Genomic DNA, 18,987 nt, shown 5'->3' with positions numbered 1-18,987 from the left:
CACCGTGACTGCTCTGACTCTCAGCACTGCCGGCCCGGCGACGCTGCGCGCCGACGCCCTCGTGGTCGGCGTGGCGAAGGGCCCCAAGGGTCCCGTCGTCGCCCAGGGCGCCGAAGCCGTGGACAAGGCGTACGACGGAAAGCTCGCCGCCGTGCTCGACGCCCTCGGCGCCTCGGGCTCGGAGGGCGAGGTCACCAAGCTGGCGGCCCCGGCCGGCCTCAAGGTCCCCGTCGTGCTGGCGGTCGGGCTCGGTTCCGTGCCCGAGGAGGACGAGTCCTTCGACGAGGAGGTGCTGCGCCGCGCGGCCGGCGCCGCGGCCCGGGCCCTGCACGGCCGCAAGAAGGCCGCCTTCGCCCTCCCGCTGGACGACGCCTCCGCGGTGACCGCCGTGGCCGAGGGCGCGCTGCTCGGCGCGTACGCCTTCACCGCCTACCAGGGCGGCGGCCGGGCCGCGAAGGACGGCGGCCCGAAGCAGCCCCTGGCGGAGGTGGTCCTGCTGGGCGCCAAGCCGCGCGACAAGGAGCACAAGGCCGCGGTCGAGCGCGCCGCGGTCGTCGCCCGCGAGGTCAACATCGCCCGCGACCTGGTGAACACCCCGCCGAACGACCTCACCCCCGAGGCCTTCGCCGCGGTCGCCTCCGCAAGCGCGAAGGAGAACGGCGTCAAGGTCCAGATCCTGGACGAGAAGGCGCTGGTCAAGGGCGGCTACGGCGGCATCATGGGCGTCGGCAAGGGCTCCGAGAACCCGCCGCGCCTGGTGAAGCTCACCTACACCCACCCCAAGGCGCAGAAGACCCTGGCCTTCGTCGGCAAGGGCATCACCTACGACTCGGGCGGCATCTCCCTGAAGCCGGCCGGCCACAACGAGACCATGAAGTGCGACATGGCCGGCGCCGCCGCCGTCTTCGCCTCCGTGGTCGCGGTGGCCCGGCTGGGCCTCCAGGTGAACGTCACCGGCTGGCTCGCGCTCGCCGAGAACATGCCGTCCGGCTCCGCCACCAAGCCCGGCGACGTGCTGCGGATGTACAGCGGCAAGACCGTCGAGGTGCTCAACACCGACGCCGAGGGCCGCCTCGTCCTGGGCGACGCACTGACCAAGGCCTCCGAGGACGCCCCGGACGCGATCGTCGACGTCGCCACCCTGACCGGCGCCATGGTGCTGGCGCTGGGCGACCGCACCTTCGGCGTGATGGCCAACGACGACGCCTTCCGCACCGCGATCCACGAGATCGCCGAGGAGGTCGGCGAGGCCTCCTGGCCCATGCCGCTCCCCGCGGACCTGCGCAAGTCCATGGACTCCCCCACCGCCGACATCGCCAACATGGGCGTCCGGATGGGCGGCGGCCTGGTGGCCGGCCTCTTCCTGCAGGAGTTCGTCGGCGAGGGCATCACCTGGGCCCACCTCGACATCGCCGGCCCGGCCTTCCACGAGGGTGCGCCCTACGGCTACACCCCCAAGGGCGGCACCGGCTCCGCCGTGCGCACCCTGGTGCGCCTCGCCGAGCGCACCGCCACGGGCGACCTGGGCTGACCGGCCCCGGACCACTGTGTCCCATGTCTCAAGCCCCGGTCGTACACTCGATCGGGGCTTGAGGCGTGTTCACCCTCAACGAAATCCGTAGGTTTCTACGCACTGGTAACCCGCGCATCGGGCAGAACGCCCTCCCCCAGGGTGGGCCCGGCGTCCCGCGTTCCCCCGACAAATGCGAAGATGGGTTCTCGGCAGGACAGGGCCCCCACCACAGGGCCGAACAACTAGCGGCCGATTACCAGCCGCCGCCCGGTCACTGAGGACCGGTGCCCGGCGCACATGCATGGAGGACGTGACGTGGCGAACGACGCCAGCACCGTTTTCGACCTAGTGATCCTCGGCGGTGGCAGTGGCGGTTACGCCGCGGCTCTGCGCGCATCCCAGCTGGGTCTGGACGTTGCCCTGATCGAGAAGAACAAGCTCGGCGGCACCTGCCTGCACAACGGCTGCATCCCCACGAAGGCTCTGCTGCACGCGGGCGAGATCGCGGACCAGGCTCGCGAAGCCGCCCAGTTCGGTGTCAAGGCCACGTTCGAGGGCATCGACATCGCGGGCGTGCACAAGTACAAGGACGAGGTCATCTCGGGCCTGTACAAGGGCCTGCAGGGCCTGGTCGCCTCCCGCAAGGTGACCTACATCGAGGGTGAGGGCCGCCTCTCCTCGCCGACTTCCGTCGACGTGAACGGCCAGCGCATCCAGGGCCGCCACATCCTGCTGGCGACCGGCTCCGTGCCGAAGTCGCTGCCGGGTCTGGAGATCGACGGCAACCGCATCATCTCCTCCGACCACGCGCTGGTCCTGGACCGCGTTCCGCAGTCCGCGATCGTGCTGGGCGGCGGCGTCATCGGCGTCGAGTTCGCCTCCGCGTGGAAGTCCTTCGGCTCCGACATCACCGTCATCGAGGGCCTCAAGCACCTCGTGCCGGTCGAGGACGAGAACAGCTCGAAGCTGCTGGAGCGCGCGTTCCGCAAGCGCGGCATCAAGTTCAACCTCGGCACCTTCTTCGACAAGGCCGAGTACACCGATACCGGTGTCCGGGTGACCCTGGCCGACGGCAAGACCTTCGAGGCCGAGGTGCTGCTGGTCGCCGTCGGCCGCGGCCCGGTCTCGCAGGGCCTGGGCTACGAGGAGCAGGGCATCGCGATGGACCGCGGCTATGTCCTGGTCGACGAGTACATGCAGACCAACGTGCCGACCGTCTCGGCCGTCGGCGACCTCGTCCCCACCCTCCAGCTCGCGCACGTCGGCTTCGCCGAGGGCATCCTGGTCGCGGAGCGCCTGGCCGGCCTCAAGGCCGTCCCGATCGACTACGACGGTGTCCCGCGCGTCACCTACTGCCACCCCGAGGTCGCCTCCGTCGGCATCACCGAGGCCAAGGCCAAGGAGATCTACGGCGCGGACAAGGTCGTGGCCCTGAAGTACAACCTCGCGGGCAACGGCAAGAGCAAGATCCTCAAGACCGCGGGCGAGATCAAGCTCGTCCAGGTCAAGGACGGTGCCGTGGTCGGCGTCCACATGGTCGGTGACCGGATGGGCGAGCAGGTCGGCGAGGCCCAGCTGATCTACAACTGGGAGGCTCTGCCGGCCGAGGTCGCGCAGCTCATCCACGCGCACCCGACCCAGAACGAAGCGCTCGGCGAGGCCCACCTGGCCCTGGCCGGCAAGCCGCTTCACTCCCACGACTGATCGTCACGGGCGCGACGACCACTTCCGCACATTCGTTAGGAGCAACTGAAACCATGTCGGTTTCCGTAACCCTTCCGGCGCTCGGAGAGAGCGTGTCCGAGGGCACTGTCACCCGCTGGCTGAAGGCCGAGGGCGAGCGCGTCGAGGCCGACGAGCCGCTTCTCGAAGTGTCGACCGACAAGGTCGACACCGAGATCCCCTCGCCCGTCTCCGGCATCCTGGCCTCCATCAAGGTCGCCGAGGACGAGACCGTCGAGGTCGGCGCCGAGCTGGCCGTCATCGACGACGGCTCCGGCGCCCCGGCCGAGGCCGCCGCTCCGGCGGCCGAGCCGGCCGCCGCCGAGGCACCTGCCGCCGAGGCCCCTGCCGCCGAGGCCCCGCAGGCCGCACCGTCCACCGAGGTCCCGGCCGGCTCCGAGGCTCCGGCCCCGACCGCCGACGCGGCCGCGGGCGGCGGTTCGGCCGAGGGCACCGACGTCGTGCTCCCCGCCCTGGGCGAGTCCGTCACCGAGGGCACCGTCACCCGCTGGCTGAAGCAGGTCGGCGAGTCCGTCGAGGCGGACGAGCCGCTGCTCGAGGTGTCGACCGACAAGGTCGACACCGAGATCCCGGCGCCGGTCGCCGGCACGCTGCTGGAGATCCTGGTCGGCGAGGACGAGACCGCCGAGGTCGGTGCCCGGCTGGCCGTCATCGGTGTCGCGGGCGCCGCCCCGGCCGCCGCTCCGGCTCCGGCCGCTGCCGCCCCGGCCGCCGCCCCCGCCCAGGCTCCGGCTCCGGCCGCCGCCCCGGCTCCCGCCCCCGCTCCGGCCGCTCCGGCGCCCGCTGCTGCGGCTCCGGCTCCGGCCGCTCCGGCCCAGCCCGCTCCGGCCGCCACCCCGGCTCCGGTCCAGGCTGCCGCCCCGGTGGCTGCCCCGGCCCCGGCTGCTCCGGCCGCGGCTGCTCCCGCCGCTCCGGCCTCCGCCGGCGACGAGGGCGCGTACGTGACCCCGCTGGTGCGCAAGCTCGCCTCGGAGTCCGGCGTGGACCTCTCGCAGGTCTCGGGCACCGGTGTCGGCGGCCGCATCCGCAAGCAGGACGTCCTGGCCGCCGCCGAGGCCGCCAAGGCCGCTGCGGCCGCCCCGGCGCCGGCTGCCGCCGCTCCCGCCGCGAAGGCTCCGGCCGCCGCGGTCTCCGAGCTGCGGGGCCAGACCGTCAAGATGACCCGCATGCGCAAGGTCATCGGCGACAACATGATGAAGGCCCTGCACTCGCAGGCGCAGCTCAGCTCCGTGGTCGAGGTGGACATCACCAAGATCATGAAGCTGCGCGAGAAGGCCAAGGCCGGCTTCCTCGCCCGTGAGGGCGTCAAGCTGTCCCCGATGCCGTTCTTCGTCAAGGCCGCGGCCCAGGCGCTGAAGGCCCACGCGGTCGTCAACGCCCGGATCAACGAGGACGAGGGCACGATCACCTACTTCGACTCGGAGAACATCGGCATCGCCGTGGACTCCGAGAAGGGCCTGATGACCCCGGTCATCAAGGGTGCCGGCGACCTCAACCTGGCGGGCATCTCCAAGGCGACCGCCGACCTGGCCTCCAAGGTCCGCGGCAACAAGATCACGCCGGACGAGCTGTCGGGCGCGACCTTCACCATCAGCAACACCGGCTCGCGCGGTGCGCTGTTCGACACCGTCATCGTGCCGCCGAACCAGGTCGCCATCCTGGGCATCGGTGCCACGGTCAAGCGTCCGGTGGTCGTCGAGACCGCCGAGGGCACCAACATCGGCATCCGCGACATGACGTACCTGACCCTGTCCTACGACCACCGCCTGGTGGACGGCGCGGACGCGGCCCGGTACCTCTCGGCCGTCAAGGCCATCCTGGAGGCCGGCGAGTTCGAGGTCGAGCTCGGCCTGTAACCGGTCGGCTTGTTACCAGCCTCACCGTCGGCGCCCCCGTCCGGAATACTTCCGGACGGGGGCGCCGCCGTATTGTCTACGCATCAGGTCCCGCGAGCCCCTGCCAGCCCTCAGGAGATGAAGCCCGGATGATCACCCCACCCGTCGTGCACTCGCTGCGCGAGCAGATCCGCGAGCACATCGTGGAGGGGATCGTCAGCGGCCGCTGGAAGCCCGGCGAGCGGATCGTGGAGCGCCGCATCGCGGTGGAGCTGGAGGTCAGCCAGACGCCCGTACGGGAGGCCCTGCGCGAGCTGGAGACGCTGCGGCTGATCGAGTCGGCCCCCAACAAGGGCGTGCGCGTGCGCAACCTCTCCGCGGCCGACCTGGAGGAGATCTATCCGGTCCGGGCGGGCCTGGAGCAGATCGCGGCGGAGCTGGCAGCGCCCCGGCTGGCGGCCGACTGCACGGCCCTGGAGCCGCACGTGGCGGCCCTGTGGGAGGCGGACCGCACCGAGGACGGCACGGCGCAGGTGCGGCACACGGTGGGCTTCCACCGGGAGCTGGTGCGGGCCGCCGGGAACAGCGTGCTGCTGCACACCTGGGAGAGCCTCGGCATCGAGGTGTTCACGGCGCTGTCCATCCGCTGGCTGGGCACGGTCCAGAAGTCCTATGCGGAGGAGCACGAGGCGCTCGTCGAGGCGTTCCGCAGTCAGGATCCGGACATCGGGCTGCTCGTGAAGCGGCATGTCCTCGGCTGCGCCCCGCGCGCGTGACCGGACGCTTTGCCCGGATTTGCCCGGCACTGCGTGCCTGATTTACTGGCACGCGGTGCCGACTTTCGCCTGCGGGTCATTTTGTCGTCACATTCGTTTGATCGATCATCGATCAGCGATTTACAGTCGACCCGGACCTCAACCAGGTCCATCGACCCTGTCCTGCCCGTCAGGGATTTTCTTCACCACCTCTCCTTTGTCCGGAAGGCGGCGCACACCGATGTCCGACCCCGTAGGAAAGCTTCCGAGCGAGCTCGACCAGCTCCCGGACCGCGACACCGAGGAGACCGCCGAATGGGCGGCCTCGCTCGACGCCGTCGCCCAGGCCGCCGGTACGCGCCGCGCCGAATACCTGCTCCGCCGCACGCTCCAGCACGCCGAGGCCGCCGGCCTCGCCCTGCCGAAGCTGCTGGAGACGGACTACGTCAACACCATCCCCACCTCCGCGGAGCCCGAGTTCCCCGGTGACCTGGAGATGGAAGCCAGGATCACCGCGTGGAACCGCTGGAACGCGGCCGCCATGGTGACCCGCGGCTCCAAGTACGGCGTCGGCGGCCACATCGCCACCTTCGCCTCCGCCGCGTGGCTGTACGAGACCGGCTTCCAGCACTTCTTCCGCGGGAAGGAGGCCGACGGATCGGGCGACCAGCTCTACATCCAGGGCCACGCCTCCCCCGGCATCTACGCCCGCGCCTTCCTCGACGGCCGGATCTCCGAGCAGCAGCTCGACCACTTCCGCCAGGAGTCCGGCGGCAACGGCCTGCCGTCCTACCCGCACCCGCGGCGCCTGCCGTGGCTGTGGGAGTTCCCCACGGTCTCCATGGGCCTCGGCCCGCTGTCCGCGATCTACCAGGCGCGCTTCAACCGCTACCTGCAGAACCGCAGCATCAAGGACACCGCGAACTCGCACGTCTGGGCCTTCCTCGGCGACGGCGAGATGGACGAGCCCGAGTCGACCGCCGCCCTGGCCCTCGCCTCCCGCGAGCAGCTCGACAACCTGACCTTCGTCATCAACTGCAACCTGCAGCGCCTCGACGGTCCGGTCCGCGCCAACTTCCGCGTGGTCCAGGAGCTGGAGGCCCAGTTCCGCGGCGCCGGCTGGAACGTCATCAAGTCGCTGTGGGGCTCCGCCTGGGACGAGCTGTTCCAGCTCGACACCACGGGCGCCCTGGTACGCCGCCTGCGCGAGGTACCCGACGCGCAGTTCCAGACGTACGCGACCCGCGACGTGGCCTACATCCGCGAACACTTCTTCGGCGCCAACGCCGAGCTCGTGCAGCTGGCCGGCGTGCTGTCCGACGCGAAGGTCGCGGAGTGCTTCCACAGCTCCCGCGGCGGCCACGAGCCCCGCAAGGTCTACGCCGCGTACAAGGCCGCCCTGGAGCACAAGGGCGCGCCCACGGTCATCCTCGCGCAGACGGTCAAGGGCTACACGCTGGGCGCCGGGTTCGAGTCGAAGAACGCGAACCACCAGATGAAGAAGCTCACGATCGACGAGTTCAAGGACATGCGGGACCTCCTCGGCCTCCCGATCCCGGACAGCGCCTTCGCCGACGGCGTCGTGCCCTACGGCCACCCGGGCGCGGACAGCCCCGAGGTCCGGTACCTGAACGAGCGCCGCGCGGCCCTCGGCGGTCCGGCCCCGGCCCGCAAGGTCCGGCACGTGGCCCTGCCCGCTCCGGCCGACCGCTCCTTCGCCCCGCTGCTCAAGGGCTCGGGCAAGCAGGAGATGGCCACCACCATGGCCTTCGTCCGGCTCGTCAAGGACCTGATGCGGGACAAGGAGACCGGCAAGCGGTGGGTGCCGATCGTCCCCGACGAGGCCCGTACCTTCGGCATGGAGTCCCTCTTCCCGTCGGCCGGCATCTACTCGCCGCTGGGCCAGACGTACGAGCCGGTCGACCGCGACCAGCTCATGTACTACAAGGAAGCCAAGGACGGCCAGATCCTCAACGAGGGGATCACCGAGGCCGGCGCGATGGCCGACTTCATCGCCGCCTGCACGTCGTACGCGACGCACGGCGAGCCGATGATCCCCTTCTACATCTTCTACTCGATGTTCGGCTGGCAGCGCACCGCCGACCAGATGTGGCAGCTCGCCGACCAGCTCGGCAAGGGCTTCATCGTCGGGGCCACCGCCGGCCGCACCACCCTGACCGGCGAGGGCCTGCAGCACGCGGACGGCCACTCGCACCTGATCGCGTCCACGAACCCGGCGTCGCTGAACTACGACCCCGCCTTCGCGTACGAGATCGCGGTGATCGTCAAGGACGGTCTGCGCCGGATGTACGGCGAGAAGCCGGAAGACGTCTTCTACTACCTGACGGTCTACAACGAGCCGAAGGTGCAGCCCGCGATGCCCGAGGGCGTCGAGGAAGGCATCCTCAAGGGCCTCTACCGCTTCAACACGGCGGCCGACCTGGCGCAGGAGGCCCCGGCCGCCGACGCGCCGAAGATCCAGCTGATGGCCTCGGGTACGGCGATCCACTGGGTCCTGGACGCGCAGCGTCTCCTGGCCGCCGACTGGAACGTGGCCGCCGACGTCTGGTCCGCCACCTCCTGGGGCGAGCTGCGGCGCGACGCGCTGGAGTGCGACGAGGCGCTGCTGCGCGGCGAGCTGCGCACCCCGTACGTCACCCGCGCGCTGGAGGGCGTCAGCAGCCCGGTGCTCGCCGTCTCCGACTGGATGCGCCAGGTCCCGGACCAGATCAGTCAGTGGGTCGAGCAGGACTGGACCTCGCTGGGCACGGACGGCTTCGGCCTCTCCGACACCCGTGAGGGCGCCCGCCGCCACTTCGGTGTCGACGCCCAGTCGATCGTGGTGGCCGCGCTGGCCCAGCTCGCCCGCCGCGGCGAGGTCCCGGCGTCCGCCGTCAAGGAGGCCCGCGAGCGCTACGGCCTGTAGGCCCCGGGGCCCCGCCGCGGGCCCGGGGAGGACGTGAAAGGCCGGTGTCCGGCCCCCGAGGGGGTCGGACACCGGCCTTTCACGGCGTGCGAGGTGGCGGTGCGGGGGTGGACCCGTGATGCTGGAGCCGTGATGGACGAGACGGAGTTCTGGGAGATCGTCGACCGTACCCGCGAGGCCGCCGAGGGCGACCCCGAGGAGCATGCCGAGCTGCTCGTGGAACGGCTGGCGCAGCTGGACCCGGACTCCGTCCTGGACTTCGCCCGGCATTTCGAGTCGCGGTACAACCGGGCCTACACCTGGGACCTGTGGGGGGCCGCCTGGGTCCTGCTCGACGGGGCCAGCGACGACGCCTTCGACTACTTCCGCTGCTGGCTGATCGGCCAGGGGCGGGAGGTCTTCGAGGGCGGCGTCCACGACCCCGACCACCTGGCGGAACTCCTGGGGGACTTCGACGAGGAGATCGACGGGGACGGCGAGGAGCTGGGGTACGCGGCCGACGAGGCCTACGAACAGCTGACCGGCTCAGTGGCCCCGGACCTCGGGGTGCCGCTGCAGCCCGCGGAGCCGGAGGGCGCCCCGCTGGACTTCGAGGACGAAGCCGTGCTCGCGGAGCGCTTCCCCCGGCTCTGGGACCGCTTCAGGGCCTGATCCGGGCGCGGTTCAGCAGTGGGTGCCGCCGTCGATGCGGATCTCCGTGCCGGTGATGAAGGCGCCGTCCTCGGAGCCCAGCATCGCCACCACGCCGGCCACGGTCTGCGGGCCGGCGAAGCCCTGGCCGAGGGCCGGGGCCAGCTTGGTGAACAGCGACCAGTCGGTGTCCTCGGGCAGGCCGGGGCCGTCGCCCGTGGTCATGCCGCTCTCGATGGACCCGGGTGCGACGGAGACGAAGCGCAGGCCCTGCTTGCTGTACTCGGCGGCCAGTGCGTGGGTCATGGACTGGATGCCGCCCTTGCTGGCCGCGTAGGCGGACATGTAGGGGTGGGCGAAGGACGCCGAGGTGGAGCTGAAGTTCACGACGACCGGCTGGTCGCCCTCCAGCAGCGCCGGGACCGCTTCGCGGATCATCAGGAAGGTGCCGGTGAGGTTGACCCCGATGACCTGGTTCCACAGGTCGAGCGGGGTGTGGTGGGTGTGTGCGGAACGCAGGATGCCCGCGGCGTTGACGAGGACGTCGAGTCCGCCGAGGATGCCGACGGCGGCGGCCACCCCGGCCCGTACGGCCGCCTCGTCGGATATGTCGAGCGGGGCGGTGCTCAGCCGGTCCGCTCGGCCTTCGGCGGCGGCCCGCCCGGCGGTGGCCGCAAGGCCCTCCTCGCTGATGTCCACGGCGTGGACCCGGCCGCCCTCGGCGAGGATGCGGTGCACGGTGGCCCGGCCGATGCCGGATCCGCCGCCGGTGATGAGGACGCGACGTCCTTCGTAACGGTTCATGGGGGGAGGGTACCGAGTGGCTGACACGTTTTGCCAGAGTGTCAAAGCGCGCATTCCCGGCAGGGGGCGCGCGGTACGCTTCACTCCGTGAGATCTCCCCGTCCGTACTCCCCCCAGGCCGGCCCCGGAGCCCAGTCCCTGACCGAGCGCCGCAAGGCCGCCACCCAGCTCGACATCGCCCGCGCGGCCTGCGAGCTCTTCGCCGAACACGGCCCCGACGGCACGACCGCCGAGGACATCGCCCACCGGGCGGGGGTCGCGCTGCGCACGTTCTACCGCTACTTCCGCAACAAGCAGGAGGCCGTGGCCCCGCTGCTCGCGGGCGGCGGTGACACCTGGCGGGCGCTGCTCGCCGAGGAGGACCCCGGCACCCCGCTCGCCGAGGCCCTGGAACGGGCCGTCACCCGCTCCCTGAGCGGCCCGCAGACGGTCGCGGAGGGGCTGGAGGTCACCCGCGGCCTGCTGCGCGCGGCGGCGACCGACGAGGCCCTGCGCGCGGTCTGGTACCGGGTGAACCAGGACTCCGAGGAGCGCCTGGTGCCGGTGCTGTCCCGGCTGGCCGGCCCGGGCGCCGACCTGCTGGGCGTCCGGCTGCTGGCCGCGGCCGCCACGGACGCGATCCGCGTCTCCCTGGAGCTGTGGTCGGCCACCGACGCCCCGGTCTCGGGACCGGGCTCCCCCGCCGAGCTCGCGGTCCGCTGTCTGCGCGAGCTGACCGGCGCGATGCCCCTGCTGCGCTGAGTCCGGCGCAGCAGGGGCATCGGCCCTGCATCCCTACGTGGCTTCGGTACGGGCGTCAGCGGCCGCCGCCACCCCAGCCCCCGCCTCCGCCGCCGCCCCCACCGCCGCCCCAGCTGCCGCCGCCGTCACCGCCGTTGCCGCCGTTGCCGCCGCCGCCCCAGTTGCCGTGGCCGCCATCACCGCCGTTGCCGCCACCGCCCCAGTTGCCGCCGTCACCGCCGTTGCCGCCGCCCCAGTTGCCGCCGTCACCGCCGCGGCCGTTGCCCCAGTCACCGTGGTGGCCCCAGTCGTTGTAGCCGCCGCGGCCGGAGTCGTTCCAGTTCGAGTTGCGCCAGCCGGCGTCGTCGCGCCAGTTGCCGTGGTCGCGCCAGTTGTCGTTGTACCCGCCGACGCCGCCCTGGTCCCAGCACCAGGCGGGGCGCTCGCGCCAGTCGTGGTTGCAGCAGTAGTCGTAGCGGGCGTCGGAACGGTTCGAGGGGTACCGGTAGCAGTCGTAGCCGCCGTTCCCGCCCCCGCCGCCGCTTCCGGTGAGGACCGAGGCCGAGGCGCTGGCGACGGGCAGCAGACCTATCGTGATTCCCGCGGCGCCGGCCAGGGCCGCCGCAACGATCTTACGGCGCATTCTCATGCACCTCCGCACATGTCTCGCTTACCAGGCGTTTAGGTCATTTCAACCCTCACCCGGCCCTGCCGCCCTGTCAAAGCGAAAGGCCCCCCGCCGCGCTCCGTGGAGCGTGGCGGGGGGCCTCCCATCAGGCATGACGCCCGGTTCGAGCGAGTGCGACCTAGAGGTCGAAGTACATCTCGAACTCGTGCGGGTGCGGACGCAGTGCGATCGGGGCGATCTCGTGCGTGCGCTTGTAGTCGATCCAGGTCTCGATCAGGTCGGGGGTGAAGACACCGCCGGCCAGGAGGTACTCGTGGTCCTCCTCCAGGGCCTTGAGGACCGCGTCCAGGCTGGTCGGGACCTGCGGGACGCTCGCGTGCTCGTCGGGCGAGAGCTCGTAGAGGTCCTTGTCGATCGGCTCCATCGGCTCGATCTTGTTCTTGACTCCGTCGAGGCCCGCGAGCAGCAGCGCCGAGAAGGCGAGGTACGGGTTGGACGACGGGTCCGGGGCGCGGAACTCGACGCGCTTGGCCTTCGGGTTCGAGCCGGTGATCGGGATACGCATCGCGGCGGAGCGGTTGCGCTGCGAGTACACCATGTTGACCGGCGCCTCGAAGCCCGGCACCAGGCGGTGGTAGGAGTTCACCGTCGGGTTGGTGAACGCCAGCAGCGACGGGGCGTGCTTGAGGATGCCGCCGATGTAGTAGCGGGCGGTGTCCGACAGGCCCGCGTAGCCGGCCTCGTCGTAGAACAGCGGGTCGCCGTTGGCCCACAGCGACTGGTGCACGTGCATGCCCGAGCCGTTGTCGCCGAAGATCGGCTTCGGCATGAAGGTCGCGGTCTTGCCGTTGCGCCAGGCGACGTTCTTCACGACGTACTTGAAGAGCATCAGGTCGTCGGCCGCGGCGAGCAGCGTGTTGAACTTGTAGTTGATCTCGGCCTGGCCGCCGGTGCCGACCTCGTGGTGCTGGCGCTCGACCTGGAGGCCCTGGGCGTCCAGCTCAAGGGAGATCTCGGCGCGCAGGTCCGCGAAGTGGTCGACCGGGGCGACGGGGAAGTAGCCGCCCTTGTAGCGGACCTTGTAGCCGCGGTTGTTCTCCTCGGAGCCGGTGTTCCAGGCGCCGGCCTCGGAGTCGATGTGGTAGAAGCTCTCGTTCGCGGTGGTCGCGAAGCGCACGCTGTCGAACACGTAGAACTCGGCCTCGGGGCCGAAGTACGCGGTGTCGGCGATGCCGGTGGAGGCGAGGTACGCCTCGGCCTTCTTCGCCACGTTGCGCGGGTCGCGGCTGTAGGCCTCGCCCGTGATCGGGTCGTGGATGAAGAAGTTGATGTTGAGCGTCTTGTCCTTGCGGAACGAGTCCAGGCGCGCGGTGGTGATGTCGGCACGCAGCGCCATGTCGGACTCGTGGATCGCCTGGAAGCCGCGGATGGAGGATCCGTCGAAGGCGAGCTCCTCCGCCGGGTCGAATGCCCGAGCCGGGATGGTGAAGTGCTGCATCACACCAGGCAGGTCGCAGAAGCGGACGTCGACGAACTTGACGTCGTTCTCCTCGATGTACTGCTTCACTTCGTCGGCGTTCTGGAACATCCAACTCCTCCTACTCCCGGCCCCGGGGCCGGGGCGGGTTTTTATAGCTCGTGGTGCGTCAGTGCGGTGCCGCACGCTGACCCGACCATAAGCAGACGGGATTTCCCAAGCATGACCCATTTGTTTCGCACAAGTTAACCAGGGTCCCGCCGGAGGGGCGTGCAGCGGCACCGGTACCGTGTTCGGGTGGACAAGAGGCAGGCAATCGGATCATGGCTCTCCGGCCCCCGCGCGGCGGCCGAGGAGATGGGCGTGGACTTCGGGTACCGGGGCGAGCGCCTCGGCCTCCCGCAGTACGGCCCCGGCGCCGTCGCGCGTTTCGGGCGCCGGCTGGGCGCGGTGGCCATCGACTGGATCGCCTGCCAGGTGATTGCGTACGGGCTGATCACGCACGGCGAGCCGGCGGGCACGGGCAACTGGACGCTCGCCCTGTTCGTCCTGCTCAGCCTGGTCACCGTCGGCACCCTGGGCTTCACCCCCGGCAAGCGGATCGTCCGGCTCCGGGTGATCGCCGAGGACGGCGGCCGGCTGGGCTTCGGCCGCGTGGTGCTGCGCACCCTGCTGCTGGCCCTGCTGGTCCCCGCGCTGGTCTGGGACCGCGACGGCCGCGGCCTCCACGACCGGCTCTCCCGCGCCGTCCAGGTCCGCACCTAGGGCCGTCCGGCCCCGCGCCCGGAACCGGCGGGCGTAGGGCGCAGACCGCAGGGCATACGACAGGGAGGTGCCCCCGAGCCCTGGCTCGGGGGCACCTCCCTGTCGTATACGGAGAACGGGTCAGCGGATGATCAGCGCATCTTTCCGCCGCGCGGCATCCGCATGCCCTTGGGCATCGGACCCTTGGGGAGCGGCATGTTGCTCATGAGGTCCCCCATGGCGCGCAGCTTGTCGTTCACCTGGGTGATCTGCGGGCCGGCCAGCACGCGCGGCAGCTTGAGCAGCGTGGTGCGCAGCTTCTTGAGCGGCACCTCGCCCTCGCCGTTGCCCACGATGAAGTCGTGGACCGGCACGTCCGGCATGATCCGGGCCAGCTTCCGCTTCTCGTTCGCGAGCAGGGGCTTCACCCGGTTCGGGTTGCCCTCCGCGATCAGCACCACGCCGGCCTTGCCGACGGCCCGGTGGACGATGTCCTGGCTCTTGTTCATCGCGACGGCGGGGGTGGTGGTCCAGCCCCGTCCCACGTTGTCCAGAACGGCCGCGGCCGCGCCCGGCTGTCCCTCCATCTGCCCGAAGGCAGCCCGCTCGGCCCGTCGTCCGAAGACGATCGCCATCGCGAGGAACGCCACCAGGAAGCCCAGGATGCCCAGGTAGACCGGGTGGTCGATCAGGAAGCCGATCGCAAGAAAGACACCGAAGGTGACGATTCCCACGCCCGCGACGATCAGACCGACCTTCGGGTCGGCCTTGCGCGTCATCTTGTACGTGAGGGCGATCTGCTTCAGTCGCCCGGGGTTCGCAGCAGTCTCTGCGTTTGACTTCCTCGCCATACAGCGAAGTTTACGTGGCCTGCGGGGCCCGGGTCGCCGCGGCCTCAAGTACGTGTTCGGTTTCGACCCTGTCCTTGGCCCGGCGGCGGTCCTCCAGGACGGCCGTCCAGGCGTTGCGGCGGGCGCCGCTCATCAGCAGGGACTCGATGCCGCGGAAGGCGTCGGTCACGGACGGGATGGCAATGGCGCGTACGGGCGCGGCCTGCATGATGTCGATCCCTTTCACGGAGCTCACGTCTGCCAGGGGTGCGGTGCTGTGTGCGGTGCGTGGACCCATCGTCACTGATCGGTGTTACCAGCGCATGGCCGGCCGGTCAAACGTTTCCGAAACAATGACGCGGCCCGCCGGACTCCTCGTGGAGAAGCCTAGGGCCGCGTCAGTGCGGTGTTACTGCCTGGTATGACTTTGTGCGCGAGTTCACAGACTCCGCGGGGTGGGCCGCGTCACACGCGTGCGCGCTTCTCCATCGCCTGCTGGTAGAGGCGTCCGGCCCGGTACGAGGAGCGGACCAGCGGGCCCGACATCACACCGGAGAAGCCGATCTCCTCGGCCTCCTTGGCCAGCTCCACGAACTCGTGCGGCTTGACCCAGCGCTCGACGGGGTGGTGCCGCGGCGACGGACGCAGGTACTGCGTGATGGTGATGAGCTCGCAGCCGGCCTCGTGCAGGTCCTTGAGGGCCTGCGAGACCTCCTCGCGCTCCTCGCCCATGCCGAGGATCAGGTTCGACTTGGTCACCAGACCGTACGCGCGGGCCCGGGTGATCACGTCCAGCGAGCGCTCGTACCGGAAGCCGGGGCGGATCCGCTTGAAGATCCGGGGCACCGTCTCGACGTTGTGCGCGAAGACCTCGGGACGGGAGGCGAAGACCTCCTCCAGCAGCTCCGGGACGGCGTTGAAGTCGGGGGCCAGGAGCTCGACCTTGGTGTGGCCGCTCTCGCGGCCGGCGGTCTGCTCGTGGATCTGGCGCACGGTCTCCGCGTACAGCCAGGCGCCGCCGTCGGCCAGGTCGTCGCGGGCGACGCCGGTGATGGTGGCGTAGTTCAGGTCCATGGTCACCACGGACTCGCCGACGCGGCGCGGCTCGTCGCGGTCGAGGGCCTCGGGCTTGCCGGTGTCGATCTGGCAGAAGTCACAGCGCCGGGTGCACTGGTCGCCGCCGATGAGGAAGGTGGCCTCGCGGTCCTCCCAGCACTCGTAGATGTTGGGACAACCGGCTTCCTGGCACACCGTGTGCAGTCCTTCGCCCTTCACCAGGGCCTGCATCTTGGTGTACTCGGGACCCATCTTCGCCCGGGTCTTGATCCACTCGGGCTTGCGCTCGATGGGCGTCTGGGCGTTACGGACCTCCAGGCGCAGCATCTTGCGTCCGTCGGGTGCGACTGCGGACACGACCGGCTCCCTGTGACTTCGATTCTTCGGCGCCCACCAGGGTACGCCCGTAATTTCATACGCTCTTACGTCGGCCAACCCGGGGGTGGCCGGGCGCATTCCCCCGGGGGCCTCAGCCCGCGGCAGACCGGGGCGCGCGGGGCTGGAGCTCCGCGTGTTCCAGTACGTCTTTCAGGTGCCGCTCGACCACCGGCAGCACCTCGGCGATGGTGACCTCGCGGCCCAGCTCGTAGGAGAGCGAGGTCACACCGGCGTCCCGGATGCCGCAGGGGATGATCCGGTCGAACCAGGTGCTGTCCGGGTTCACGTTGATCGCGAAGCCGTGCATCGTGACGCCCTTGGCCACCCGGATGCCGATGGCGGCGAGCTTGCGGTCCTCACGGCGCTGGCCGGCGTTGGAGGGGGCGTACTCGGGGCCGTTCAGCCGGGGGTCGAACTCCTCGTCGGCGGTCCGCGGGTCGAAGTCGAGGGACAGGCCGCCGAGCCGGGGGCGGTCCTCGGCGGGGTCGCCCAGCACCCAGACGCCCGAGCGCCCCTCCACGCGGGTGGTCTCCAGGCCGAAGTCGGCGGCCGTGCGGATCAGGGCCTCCTCCAGCCGCCGCACGTGCGCGACCACGTCCACCGGACGGGGCAGCTTCATGATCGGGTAGCCGACGAGCTGGCCGGGTCCGTGCCAGGTGATCTTGCCGCCGCGGTCCACGTCCACGACCGGGGTGCCGTCCAGCGGGCGCTCGGCGGGGTCGGTGCGCCGGCCGGCGGTGTAGACGGGCTGGTGCTCCAGCAGCAGGCAGGTGTCCCCGGTCTCCTCCGCGAACCGCGCGGCGTGCACGCGGCGCTGCTCTTCCCAGGCCTCGGTGTACTCGACCGCATCCGGCCCGAAGCCCAGATGGACAAACCCAAGCTCAGCCACCGCGGCGCCTCCTCGTTGAACCTGCTGTGTGCACGTATCCACCGGCAAGGGTACGGCGGCGCGTCCGGGCCCCGTCAGGGCCCCGTCCCGGGCTGCGGCGAGGCCGCCCCCGGCCCGTCCGCGGCCGGGCCGGGCCGCTGCGCGGGCCGGCGCCGGCCCGTGGCCGGCCGGTCCGGGTCCTCGTCCGCCCGCGGCAGCCGCCGGTGCCCCTCCGAGTGGTCGTTCACCCAGCCGCACACCCCGCACGCGTACCGGCCGTCGAGCCCCGCGATGAGGGTCCCGCAGCGGCGGCACTCCGCCTCGGTCAGCTCGGGCTGCGGCAGCGGGGGGAGCGGGGCGGCGGACCTGGGACCCGCCCCGGGACGGCGCGCCCGGCTGGAACGGCGGTTCATGGGGCGCAGCGTACGCGGGCCGGAAGGCTGCGTCCGTAAAGGGCCCCGCAGATTCTGCACACGATCGGATGAATGTGGGACAGACAGGGCGGTCCAGGCGGTGTTCGCCGCTACATTCACGCCGTTCACAGGGCCGGGACCCCGGTCCGTCACGTCAGGAGACCGTGGAGCCGATGACGGAACGACCTGCCCAGCGCGTCCCCAACCGGCAGCTCGCGGCACTGATCGCGGAAGCCGGGTTCTCCAACGCCGGGCTCGCCCGCCGCGTCGACCAGCTCGGTCTGGAGCACGGTCTCGACCTGCGGTACGACAAGACCTCCGTGACCCGGTGGCTGCGCGGGCAGCAGCCGCGCGGGACCACCCCCGCACTGATCGCCGAGGTCTTCACCCGGCGCCTCGGCCGGCGGCTGTCCGCGCAGGACCTGGGCCTGGACGCCTGTGCGCCGGTGTACGCGGGGCTGGAGTTCGCGGCCACGCCCGAGGAGGCCGTGGACATCGCGAGCGGCCTGTGGCGCAAGGACTCCGGCTCCCACGCCGAGCTGCGGAAGATCGCCTTCACCCCGGCCGGGCTGGTCGTGCCCAGCCGGGACTGGCTGATCGGCCGGGCCGACGAGCGGGTGGGCCGGGGCGCGGACCAGGCGGCGGCCCGGGTCCCGGTCCAGGGGCGGTCCTCGGTGCCCCGCCAGCGGCAGGTCGACCGCAGCCCGGGGCAGCGCGTGACCAGCGGCGACATCGCGGCGCTGCGCTCGGTGAGCGAGCTGTTCTGCACCCTGGACCAGGCCTACGGCGGCGGGCACGCCCGGCAGGCGCTGGTGCGGTACCTGGAGCACGAGGCGGAGCCGATGCTCCGCGGGACCTACGGGGAGACCACCGGGCGGCGGCTGTTCTCCGCCGCCGCCGACCTCACCCGGCTCGCCGGCTGGACCTCCTACGACATCGCGGCGCACGGGCTCGCGCAGCGGTACTTCGTGCAGGCGCTGCGCCTCGCCCAGGCGGCCGGCGACCGGTCCTACGGCAGCTACGTGCTGGTCACCATGAGCCGGCAGGCGGTCTACCTGGGGCACGGCCGGGAGGCGGTGCAGCTGGCCCGGGTGGCCCAGCAGGGCGTGGGCTCCGGCCCGCCCCCGGTGGTGCAGGCGCTGCTGCACGCGGCGGAGGCCCGGGGCCACGCGGTGCTGGGCGAGGTCCGCGCCTCGACGGCCTCGCTGGTGCGCGCCGAGCGGGCGCTGGGGGCGGCCCGGCCCGGGGACGACGTCCCGCACTGGGGCCGGTTCTTCGACGAGGCCCAGCTGGCGGACGAGTTCGGGCACTGCCACCGGGACCTCCAGCAGTACCGGGCCTCGGCGCAGCACGCCGAGCGGTCCCTGCAGCTGCGGGCCCCGGGCTACGCCCGCTCACGGCTGTTCTGCCGGGTGGTGCTGGCCACGGCCCGGCTGGGGCTCGGTGAGCTGGACCAGGCGTGCGCCCTGGGCGCGGAGGCGGCGCAGCAGGCCATGGAGATGCGGTCGGTGCGTGCCGTGGAGTACGTCCGGGACTTCGAGCGGCGCCTGGAGCCCTTCCGGGACGCCTCGGCGGTACGGACCTACCGGGACCGGGTGGCCGCGCTCTCCTAGGGCCGCCGGCCGGCCCGGCCCGGCCCCCGGACGGGCCCGGCCCGGCCCCGTCCG

General features: G+C 71.5%; 17 protein-coding genes. 9 read left to right on the top strand and 8 right to left on the bottom strand.

Annotated elements, in window-relative coordinates:
- Positions 1-4: 4 nt before the first annotated feature.
- From ACLJTM_RS24755 to ACLJTM_RS24730, 6 genes are all read left to right on the top strand, one after another.
- Positions 5-1,531: a leucyl aminopeptidase gene (locus ACLJTM_RS24755; protein WP_411105911.1), complete on the top strand. Its 1,527-nt coding sequence runs from the start codon at positions 5-7 to the stop codon at positions 1,529-1,531.
- 297 nt (positions 1,532-1,828) lie between these two features.
- Positions 1,829-3,217, top strand: coding sequence for a dihydrolipoyl dehydrogenase (lpdA, locus tag ACLJTM_RS24750; protein ID WP_411105910.1), 1,389 nt, complete (start codon positions 1,829-1,831; stop codon positions 3,215-3,217).
- Between the two features lie 53 nt (positions 3,218-3,270).
- On the top strand, positions 3,271-5,112 hold the full coding sequence (gene sucB / locus ACLJTM_RS24745; RefSeq protein ID WP_411105909.1) for a 2-oxoglutarate dehydrogenase, E2 component, dihydrolipoamide succinyltransferase: 1,842 nt from the start codon (positions 3,271-3,273) through the stop codon (positions 5,110-5,112).
- A gap of 131 nt (positions 5,113-5,243) precedes the next feature.
- On the top strand, positions 5,244-5,867 hold the full coding sequence (locus ACLJTM_RS24740) for a GntR family transcriptional regulator (protein WP_411106247.1): 624 nt from the start codon (positions 5,244-5,246) through the stop codon (positions 5,865-5,867).
- Between the two features lie 220 nt (positions 5,868-6,087).
- Entirely contained in the window at positions 6,088-8,772 is a 2,685-nt protein-coding gene (aceE, locus tag ACLJTM_RS24735; RefSeq protein WP_411105908.1) for a pyruvate dehydrogenase (acetyl-transferring), homodimeric type, read from the top strand.
- Between the two features lie 132 nt (positions 8,773-8,904).
- Complete coding sequence (locus tag ACLJTM_RS24730; RefSeq protein ID WP_411106246.1) at positions 8,905-9,423, top strand: DUF4240 domain-containing protein; 519 nt, start codon at positions 8,905-8,907, stop codon at positions 9,421-9,423.
- 12 nt (positions 9,424-9,435) lie between these two features.
- On the opposite strand, the gene ACLJTM_RS24725 is transcribed toward ACLJTM_RS24730, so the two are convergent.
- Complete coding sequence (locus tag ACLJTM_RS24725; protein WP_411105907.1) at positions 9,436-10,206, bottom strand: SDR family NAD(P)-dependent oxidoreductase; 771 nt, start codon at positions 10,204-10,206, stop codon at positions 9,436-9,438.
- 87 nt (positions 10,207-10,293) lie between these two features.
- Here ACLJTM_RS24725 and ACLJTM_RS24720 point away from each other — a divergent pair, with 87 nt between their 5' ends.
- A complete protein-coding gene (locus ACLJTM_RS24720; protein WP_411105906.1) occupies positions 10,294-10,947 on the top strand; it encodes a TetR/AcrR family transcriptional regulator in 654 nt (217 codons plus the stop codon).
- A 55-nt stretch (positions 10,948-11,002) separates the two neighbouring features.
- Here ACLJTM_RS24720 and ACLJTM_RS24715 read toward each other — a convergent pair whose 3' ends face one another.
- Both ACLJTM_RS24715 and glnA read right to left on the bottom strand, forming a co-directional pair.
- Positions 11,003-11,569, bottom strand: a complete 567-nt coding sequence (locus tag ACLJTM_RS24715) for a hypothetical protein (protein ID WP_411105905.1) — start codon at positions 11,567-11,569, stop codon at positions 11,003-11,005.
- Positions 11,570-11,732: 163 nt separating this feature from the next.
- Entirely contained in the window at positions 11,733-13,142 is a 1,410-nt protein-coding gene (glnA, locus tag ACLJTM_RS24710; protein WP_411105904.1) for a type I glutamate--ammonia ligase, read from the bottom strand.
- A 186-nt stretch (positions 13,143-13,328) separates the two neighbouring features.
- On the opposite strand from glnA, the gene ACLJTM_RS24705 reads away from it, so the two are divergent.
- The gene (locus ACLJTM_RS24705; RefSeq protein ID WP_411105903.1) at positions 13,329-13,796 is read left to right on the top strand and encodes an RDD family protein; all 468 of its coding nucleotides are present in this window, start codon (positions 13,329-13,331) and stop codon (positions 13,794-13,796) included.
- Between the two features lie 131 nt (positions 13,797-13,927).
- On the opposite strand, the gene ACLJTM_RS24700 is transcribed toward ACLJTM_RS24705, so the two are convergent.
- From ACLJTM_RS24700 to ACLJTM_RS24680, 5 genes are all read right to left on the bottom strand, one after another.
- Positions 13,928-14,626 carry a DUF4191 domain-containing protein gene (locus ACLJTM_RS24700; protein WP_411105902.1) on the bottom strand — a complete coding sequence of 233 codons (699 nt, stop codon included), beginning with the start codon at positions 14,624-14,626 and terminating at the stop codon, positions 13,928-13,930.
- A 10-nt stretch (positions 14,627-14,636) separates the two neighbouring features.
- A complete protein-coding gene (locus ACLJTM_RS24695) occupies positions 14,637-14,834 on the bottom strand; it encodes a hypothetical protein (RefSeq protein WP_411106245.1) in 198 nt (65 codons plus the stop codon).
- Between the two features lie 236 nt (positions 14,835-15,070).
- The gene (lipA, locus tag ACLJTM_RS24690) at positions 15,071-16,018 is read right to left on the bottom strand and encodes a lipoyl synthase (protein ID WP_411105901.1); all 948 of its coding nucleotides are present in this window, start codon (positions 16,016-16,018) and stop codon (positions 15,071-15,073) included.
- A 112-nt stretch (positions 16,019-16,130) separates the two neighbouring features.
- Complete coding sequence (lipB, locus tag ACLJTM_RS24685) at positions 16,131-16,928, bottom strand: lipoyl(octanoyl) transferase LipB (RefSeq protein WP_411105900.1); 798 nt, start codon at positions 16,926-16,928, stop codon at positions 16,131-16,133.
- Positions 16,929-17,002: 74 nt separating this feature from the next.
- The gene (locus tag ACLJTM_RS24680; protein ID WP_411105899.1) at positions 17,003-17,320 is read right to left on the bottom strand and encodes a hypothetical protein; all 318 of its coding nucleotides are present in this window, start codon (positions 17,318-17,320) and stop codon (positions 17,003-17,005) included.
- Positions 17,321-17,493: 173 nt separating this feature from the next.
- Here ACLJTM_RS24680 and ACLJTM_RS24675 point away from each other — a divergent pair, with 173 nt between their 5' ends.
- Positions 17,494-18,933, top strand: a complete 1,440-nt coding sequence (locus ACLJTM_RS24675; protein ID WP_411105898.1) for a regulator — start codon at positions 17,494-17,496, stop codon at positions 18,931-18,933.
- Positions 18,934-18,987: the final 54 nt, after the last annotated feature.

This window comes from Streptomyces sp. cmx-4-9 (assembly GCF_046548835.1).
GTDB lineage: Bacteria > Actinomycetota > Actinomycetes > Streptomycetales > Streptomycetaceae > Streptomyces.
This window is presented reverse-complemented; position numbering and strand designations above follow the sequence as displayed.

Bases quoted from the DNA above. Each gene is read 5' to 3' on its own strand.
- sucB (WP_411105909.1), top strand. From the start codon at position 3,271: ATGTCGGTTTCCGTAACCCTTCCGGCGCTCGGAGAGAGCGTGTCCGAG.
- aceE (WP_411105908.1), top strand. From the start codon at position 6,088: ATGTCCGACCCCGTAGGAAAGCTTCCGAGCGAGCTCGACCAGCTCCCG.
- ACLJTM_RS24730 (WP_411106246.1), top strand. From the start codon at position 8,905: ATGGACGAGACGGAGTTCTGGGAGATCGTCGACCGTACCCGCGAGGCC.
- ACLJTM_RS24725 (WP_411105907.1), bottom strand. From the start codon at position 10,206: ATGAACCGTTACGAAGGACGTCGCGTCCTCATCACCGGCGGCGGATCC.
- ACLJTM_RS24715 (WP_411105905.1), bottom strand. From the start codon at position 11,569: ATGCGCCGTAAGATCGTTGCGGCGGCCCTGGCCGGCGCCGCGGGAATC.
- glnA (WP_411105904.1), bottom strand. From the start codon at position 13,142: ATGTTCCAGAACGCCGACGAAGTGAAGCAGTACATCGAGGAGAACGAC.
- ACLJTM_RS24700 (WP_411105902.1), bottom strand. From the start codon at position 14,626: ATGGCGAGGAAGTCAAACGCAGAGACTGCTGCGAACCCCGGGCGACTG.
- ACLJTM_RS24695 (WP_411106245.1), bottom strand. From the start codon at position 14,834: ATGCAGGCCGCGCCCGTACGCGCCATTGCCATCCCGTCCGTGACCGAC.
- ACLJTM_RS24680 (WP_411105899.1), bottom strand. From the start codon at position 17,320: ATGAACCGCCGTTCCAGCCGGGCGCGCCGTCCCGGGGCGGGTCCCAGG.
- ACLJTM_RS24675 (WP_411105898.1), top strand. From the start codon at position 17,494: ATGACGGAACGACCTGCCCAGCGCGTCCCCAACCGGCAGCTCGCGGCA.